Here is a 6,840-nt window from a genome sequence, read left to right on the forward strand (position 1 = left end):
CTTTTGCAGTTGCCAGACCGCAAGATGTTTTAACAAATCAAAAGGGGTTTTAATAACTGGCTTAAAGCTGAAAGCTTTCCGGAACCCCCAGCCTAGCTGGGGGTTTTCCATAGACAATAAAAGGCCTCGCAGGGTGCGAGGCCTTTACATATCTGCCGGATGGCGCCGGGCAATCCCAACAAAATGTCGTTTAGCCTTTAATCGCCTTGACCAGATAATCAACGATATCGCCGGTTTTAATCAGCGATTTTTCACCGCTACGACGGTATTTATACTCAATATCGTCGTTATCCAGGTTGCGATCGCCAATCACGATAGTATGTGGAATACCAATCAGCTCCATATCGGCAAACATCACGCCCGGGCGCTCTTTACGATCGTCCATCAGCACTTCAATGCCCTGCGCGCGCAATTCGCTGTACAGCTTTTCCGCCAGCTCCTGCACACGGAAGGATTTGTGCATATTCATCGGCAGAATAGCGACCTGGAAAGGTGCAATGGCGTCAGGCCATACAATGCCGCGCTCGTCAAAGTTCTGCTCGATAGCCGCGGCAACGACACGTGTTACGCCGATACCATAGCAGCCCATTGTCAGGATCTGGTTACGGCCATCTTCACCCTGAACGGAGGCTTTCAGCGCTTCTGAGTACTTGGTACCTAACTGGAAGATGTGACCCACTTCGATACCGCGTTTGATAAGCAACGTTCCCTGACCATCCGGACTCGGATCGCCGGCGACTACGTTACGGATGTCGGCAACAACAGGCGTCGCCACATCGCGATCCCAGTTAATACCAAAGTAGTGTTTACCGTCGATGTTAGCGCCAGCGGCAAAATCGCTCATGGCGGCAACGGTACGATCGATGATGACCGGAATCGGCATATTGACCGGGCCGAGGGAGCCAGGGCCGGCATTAATTACGGCGCGAATCTCTTCTTCAGTAGCGAAGGTCAGCGGGCTGGCAACGTGCGGCAGTTTTTCCGCTTTAACTTCATTCAGTTCATGATCGCCGCGAACCAGCAGAGCCACCAGCGGAGACTTGCTGTCTTTCACCGCTTTCACCAGCAGCGTTTTTACCGTTTTTTCAATTGGCAGGTTGAATTGTTCCACCAGCTCCGCGATGGTTTTGGCATTTGGCGTATCGACCAGAGTCATTTCCTGCGTCGCCGCTGCGCGCGGTGTTTGCGGCGCGATAGCTTCTGCCAGTTCAATGTTAGCCGCGTAATCAGAAACATCAGAGAAAACGATATCGTCTTCGCCGCTTTGCGCCAGCACCTGGAATTCATGCGAGGCGTTGCCGCCGATAGAACCGGTATCGGCCTGTACCGCGCGGAAATCCAGCCCCATACGGCTGAAGATACGGCTATACGCGGCGTACATGGCGTCATAGGTTTCCTGCAACGACTCCTGAGAGGTGTGGAAAGAGTAAGCATCTTTCATCAGGAATTCGCGCGAACGCATCACGCCAAAGCGCGGACGCACTTCATCACGGAATTTGGTCTGGATTTGGAAGAAGTTCAGCGGCAACTGCTTATAAGAGCTGAGTTCATTACGCACCAGGTCGGTGATAACTTCTTCGTGGGTCGGGCCGAGTACGAACGGACGCTCGCCACGGTCGACAAAACGCAGCAGTTCCGGACCGTACTGTTCCCAACGACCACTCTCTTGCCACAGGTCGGCTGGCTGAACGACTGGCATCGACACCTCGATAGCACCGGCGTTGTTCATCTCTTCACGCACGATGTTTTCGACTTTTTTCAGGACGCGCAGGCCGGTCGGCAGCCAGGTATATAACCCGGAGGCGAGCTTGCGGATCATCCCGGCGCGCAGCATCAGCTGGTGGCTGATAACCTCGGCGTCGGCAGGTGTCTCCTTCAGAGTGGAGAGCAGGTATTGGCTAGTACGCATGTTGTTACGGTTCCAGTTGAACGATCGAACAGGCTCAATGTGAGCCTGATACAAAAAAAGTGATTTAGTTTACCAGCGTGCAAGAGATGTCAAAAGAGAAGGGCGTGAAATTACCGTGGTTCCAGCGCAAACACTTCAAATCCGGTGTTAACCACACGCCAGCGCACGTTAAAATCATGCAGCCAGACGGCATAGGTTTTGCCCGTCTCTTCACCCTTACGATAAGCCGGGCGAGGATCTTGCGCCAGCACATCGCAAATAAATGTCCGTAGCTGCGGATAACGCCTTTCCAGCGTCGTAAGCTGTTGAGCCACTTCAGCGGTAAAACTCACAGGCATTTCAGCTATCGGCGCCTGTTGCGCATAGCTGGCGGCGGCGTCCGGTAAGGCCTCGGCAAACGGTAAATACGGTTTGATATCCACCACCGGCGTGCCATCCACCAGATCCAGACTGCCTAATTTCAGAATTACGCTCTCTTTCCGGCACTCGATACCTTTTAGCGCAACGAGCGACATGCCAATCGGATTGGGGCGGAACGTGGAGCGCGTGGCAAAAACGCCCATTCTGGCGTTACCGCCAAGACGGGGCGGACGAACTGTTGGCCGCCAGCCGCCGTCCATCGTCTGATGAAAAACGAAAAGCACCCACAAATGGCTGAACGCTTCCAGGCCGCGAACGGCATCGGCCTGGTTGTAAGGCGCTATCAGATGCAGTTCGCCGCAGGCGCTTTTGACCAGACCAGGCTGGCGCGGAACGGCGAATTTTTCTTTATAGGGGGAGCGAATAACGCCGATTTGATCAAACTGAAAGCTGCTCATTTCGCCGAAATATTCAGGGCGGACCCGATACAAACCGCCTGACGGTAGCAGCCTGGCGTGCCGCTGGTAATTTCACAGCTGTGCAGCAGGACGGCGTTGGCTTTCATTTTAGATGCATTAATCTGCATACGCTTGCGCGCAGTTGGAATGTTAGGCGGAGAGTCTTGATTTGTCGCCTGGCAGGATTCGCCGCTAACCTCGCCAAGATCGCGGAAAGGTTTGCCGACTAAGTCTTCAGCATTGGTGTAAATCCTGACGGGAGCGGCACGCGGCGCTTTAGGTTTCTCCGGCTCCGCTTTTGGCGGGGTTGCGGTGCTTTGAACAGGTTCAACAGGGGATCTGCTTAGCATGGAACAACCGCCCAGCATGAGTGCCAATAAACAGATCGGTAAAGCACGCATAATATTTCCTCAATGAATGTTCTAATTGCCAGATATTGAATCAGGAGCTTGCATAAATGACAAGACGGGCAATAGCCCGTCCTGAATAATATTACAGATTGTGGAATCAGCCTAAAACTTACCAGCCTTTCACCGCGCCGCCATTAAAAACTTTATTTGCGGCTTCGTACACTTCATCAGACTGGTAAGCCTGAACGAATTTTTTCACATTCTCGGCGTCTTTGTTATCTTCACGCGTCACGATCAAGTTAACGTACGGAGAATCTTTATCTTCAACGAAGATACCGTCTTTCGCTGGCGTCAGGCCAATCTGGCTGGCGTAAGTCGTATTGATGACCGCTAACGCGATCTGAGCGTCATCCAGCGAACGCGGCAACTGCGGCGCTTCCAGCTCAACAATTTTCAGATTTTTCGGGTTTTCGACGATATCCAGCGAGGTAGGAAGCAGACTGACGCCGTCTTTCAGTTTAATCAGCCCTACTTTTTGCAGCAGCAGCAGGGAACGACCAAGGTTGGTCGGGTCGTTAGGCACAGCGACCTGGGAACCGTCCTTGAGCTCATCCAGAGATTTGATTTTTTTGGAATATCCTGCAATGGGATAGACAAAAGTCTTACCAACGGAAACCAGTTTGTAGCCGCGATCTTTGATTTGCTGATCCAGATACGGTTTGTGCTGGAAGGCATTGGCATCGATATCGCCTTTGCTCAGCGCTTCATTAGGCAGAACATAATCATTAAAGGTCACCAATTCCACGTCCAGGCCGTATTTTTCTTTCGCGACTTTCTGCGCGACTTCGGCAACTTGCTGCTCTGCGCCAACGATTACGCCGACTTTAATATGATTCGGATCTTTTTCATCCTGACCGCAACCCGCAAGTGCCAGAGAACCAATCAGAGCACCCACTGCCGCAAAGGTTTTGAATTTGAACGCCATGCTTATTTCCTTAATGAGTATTTGTGTTGTGTTTAACGTTACTTATGCGTGACAGCCCTGACGATGCGATCGCCGGATAACTGAATTAAATAAACCAGAACGACAAGTAATACCAGCACCGTATTCATCACGGTAGCATTGTATCCAATATAACCGTACTGATAGCCGATTTGACCGAGGCCGCCTGCGCCGACGGCGCCGCCCATTGCGGAGTAACCGACCAGGGTGATTAGTGTAATGGTTGCCGCATTCACCAGACCAGGCAGCGCTTCCGGTAAAAGGATTTTACGTACAATTTGCAGCGGCGTGGCGCCCATCGCTCGCGAGGCTTCAATCAGCCCGGCAGGGATCTCTAACAACGCATTTTCCACTATACGGGCGATAAAAGGCGCGGCGCCGACGGTCAGCGGTACAATCGCGGCCTGCAAACCAATGGAGGTGCCGACAATTATTCGGGTAAAAGGAATCATCCACACCAACAGGATGATAAAGGGAATCGAGCGGAAAATATTGACCACCGCAGAGAGGGAGCGATACAGCCTGGCGTTCTCCATAATCTGCCCCGGGCGCGTAACATACAGCAATACGCCAACCGGCAGGCCAATCACGAAACCGAAGAAACCGGAGACAAAGGTCATCGCCAGCGTTTCCCAGACGCCACGAACCAGTAACCACATCATTGCCTCAGACATAACCCAGTACCTCTACTTTCACATGGTGATCCTGCAGCCAGGCAATTGCGGCTTGCGTCTCTTCTTGTGTGCCGTGCATTTCCGTTAGCATAATGCCGAACTTCACACCGCCCGCGTAATCCATCTGTGCGCTGATAATATTATTGTTCACGTTGAAACGACGCGCGGTTTCAGAAAGCAGCGGGGCATCCACAGACTGTCCGGTGAACTCCATGCGCAGCATCGGCACGCTGTCAGTTTCCGGCGACGCTTTCAAACGCGCCTGGTAATCTTCCGGAATGTCCAGATGCAGAGTGGACTGAATAAACTTCTGCGCCAGCGGCGTTTTAGGATGCGAGAAGACTTCGCTGACCGTATCCTGCTCAATAAGCTCGCCATTACTGATGACGGCAACGCAGTCGCAGATACGTTTTACGACATCCATTTCATGAGTGATAAGCAGAATCGTCAACCCCAGACGACGGTTGATATCTTTCAGCAATTCCAGAATCGAACGGGTCGTCGCGGGATCAAGCGCGCTGGTGGCTTCATCGCACAGCAACACTTTTGGATTACTGGCTAACGCGCGGGCAATCGCGACACGCTGTTTCTGACCGCCGGAAAGATTTGCCGGATAGCTGTCGTGCTTGTCGCCAAGACCGACTAAATCCAGCAGCTCTGTGACACGGCGTTTGATCTCTTCCTTTGGTGTGTTATCCAGTTCCAGCGGCAACGCGACGTTGCCAAACACGGTACGGGAAGAGAGCAGGTTAAAATGTTGGAAAATCATGCCGATTTGACGGCGAGCTTTGGTCAACCCGGACTCTGAAAGCGTTGTCAGCTCCTGACCGCCTACCATTACGCTTCCTTCAGTAGGACGTTCAAGTAAGTTTACGCAGCGAATGAGCGTACTTTTACCGGCGCCGGAGGCGCCGATGACGCCGTAAATTTGTCCGGCAGGGACATGCAGGCTGACATTGTTCAGCGCCTGAATGGTGCGCGCCCCCTGCTGGAACACTTTGGTAATATTCGAAAGTTTAATCATTGATTCTTTATTATCGTAATGAAATGAGCGGAGGCATTTTCGTCTGCCTAATACGGTCAACGCCGTCAACAGAATGGATGTTAAGGCATCCAGACGTCTAAATCAATCAGGCTTTATACGATGAGCACTTTCTTGCCTGCTGAAACATGCGATACTAGCGCCACTTGCTTTACTCAGGAGCTATAAAAGGTGGCAAAGTCTGTACCCGCAATTTTTCTCGACCGTGACGGCACCATTAATGTGGATCACGGCTACGTACATGAAATCGATGCATTTGAGTTTATAGACGGCGTTATTGACGCGATGCGCGAGCTAAAAAAAATGGGCTATGCGCTGGTGGTGGTGACGAACCAGTCCGGAATCGCGCGCGGCAAATTCACTGAGGCGCAGTTTGAAACGTTAACCGAATGGATGGACTGGTCGTTGGCGGATCGCGATGTTGATTTGGACGGCATCTATTATTGTCCTCACCATCCGCAGGGCAGCATAGAAGAGTTCCGTCAGGTATGTGATTGCCGCAAGCCGCATCCAGGAATGCTTATCTCGGCGCGTGATTTCCTGCATATCGATATGGCGGCTTCTTATATGGTGGGAGACAAGCTGGAAGATATGCAGGCGGCAGCGGCGGCAAATGTCGGGACAAAAGTGCTGGTGCGTACGGGCAAACCGGTCACGGCAGAAGCAGAAAACGCGGCGGACTGGGTGTTAAACAGCCTTGCTGACCTGCCATCAGCGATAAAAAAGCAGCAAAAATAAGCGTTATGGATAAAAGATGAGCGGTTAAAACAAAAATGCATTTTTCCGCTTGTCTTCCTGAACCGACTCCCTATAATGTGCCTCCATCGACACGGCGGATGTGAATCACTTCACACAAACAGCCGGTCGGTTGAAGAGAAAAATCCTGAAATTCAGGGTTGACTCTGAAAGAGGAAAGCGTAATACACGCCACCTCGCGACGGTGAGCTGAAAGCCGCGTCGCACCTGCTCTTTAACAATTTATCAGACAATCTGTGTGGGCACTCGAAGATACGGATTCTTGACGTCGCAAGACGAAAAATGAAT

General features: G+C 51.9%; 7 protein-coding genes. 1 reads left to right on the forward strand and 6 read right to left on the reverse strand.

Going from position 1 to position 6,840, the window contains the following annotated elements; translation table 11 throughout:
* Positions 1–190 precede the first annotated feature (190 nt).
* From proS to metN, 6 genes are all read right to left on the reverse strand, one after another.
* A complete protein-coding gene (gene proS, locus AAYN39_RS10580) occupies positions 191–1,909 on the reverse strand; it encodes a proline--tRNA ligase (RefSeq protein WP_001260683.1) in 1,719 nt (572 codons plus the stop codon).
* Between the two features lie 110 nt (positions 1,910–2,019).
* Entirely contained in the window at positions 2,020–2,727 is a 708-nt protein-coding gene (tsaA, locus tag AAYN39_RS10585) for a tRNA (N6-threonylcarbamoyladenosine(37)-N6)-methyltransferase TrmO (protein ID WP_000093978.1), read from the reverse strand.
* Positions 2,724–3,128 carry an Rcs stress response system protein RcsF gene (rcsF, locus tag AAYN39_RS10590; RefSeq protein ID WP_001202315.1) on the reverse strand — a complete coding sequence of 135 codons (405 nt, stop codon included), beginning with the start codon at positions 3,126–3,128 and terminating at the stop codon, positions 2,724–2,726. The genes tsaA and rcsF overlap by 4 nt, the downstream gene beginning before the upstream one ends.
* Positions 3,129–3,246: 118 nt before the next feature.
* Complete coding sequence (metQ, locus tag AAYN39_RS10595) at positions 3,247–4,062, reverse strand: methionine ABC transporter substrate-binding lipoprotein MetQ (protein ID WP_000874217.1); 816 nt, start codon at positions 4,060–4,062, stop codon at positions 3,247–3,249.
* A gap of 38 nt (positions 4,063–4,100) precedes the next feature.
* Positions 4,101–4,754: a methionine ABC transporter permease MetI gene (locus AAYN39_RS10600; protein ID WP_001287483.1), complete on the reverse strand. Its 654-nt coding sequence runs from the start codon at positions 4,752–4,754 to the stop codon at positions 4,101–4,103.
* Entirely contained in the window at positions 4,747–5,778 is a 1,032-nt protein-coding gene (metN, locus tag AAYN39_RS10605) for a methionine ABC transporter ATP-binding protein MetN (protein WP_000594016.1), read from the reverse strand. Before metN ends, AAYN39_RS10600 begins: the two co-directional genes overlap by 8 nt.
* A gap of 189 nt (positions 5,779–5,967) precedes the next feature.
* Between metN and gmhB the strand changes: the two genes are divergently transcribed.
* Positions 5,968–6,534 carry a D-glycero-beta-D-manno-heptose 1,7-bisphosphate 7-phosphatase gene (gene gmhB / locus AAYN39_RS10610; RefSeq protein ID WP_001140158.1) on the forward strand — a complete coding sequence of 189 codons (567 nt, stop codon included), beginning with the start codon at positions 5,968–5,970 and terminating at the stop codon, positions 6,532–6,534.
* The last annotated feature ends 306 nt before the right edge of the window (positions 6,535–6,840 follow it).

Source organism: Salmonella sp. K21076, assembly GCF_039650795.1.
In the GTDB taxonomy this organism is placed as follows: domain Bacteria; phylum Pseudomonadota; class Gammaproteobacteria; order Enterobacterales; family Enterobacteriaceae; genus Salmonella; species Salmonella enterica.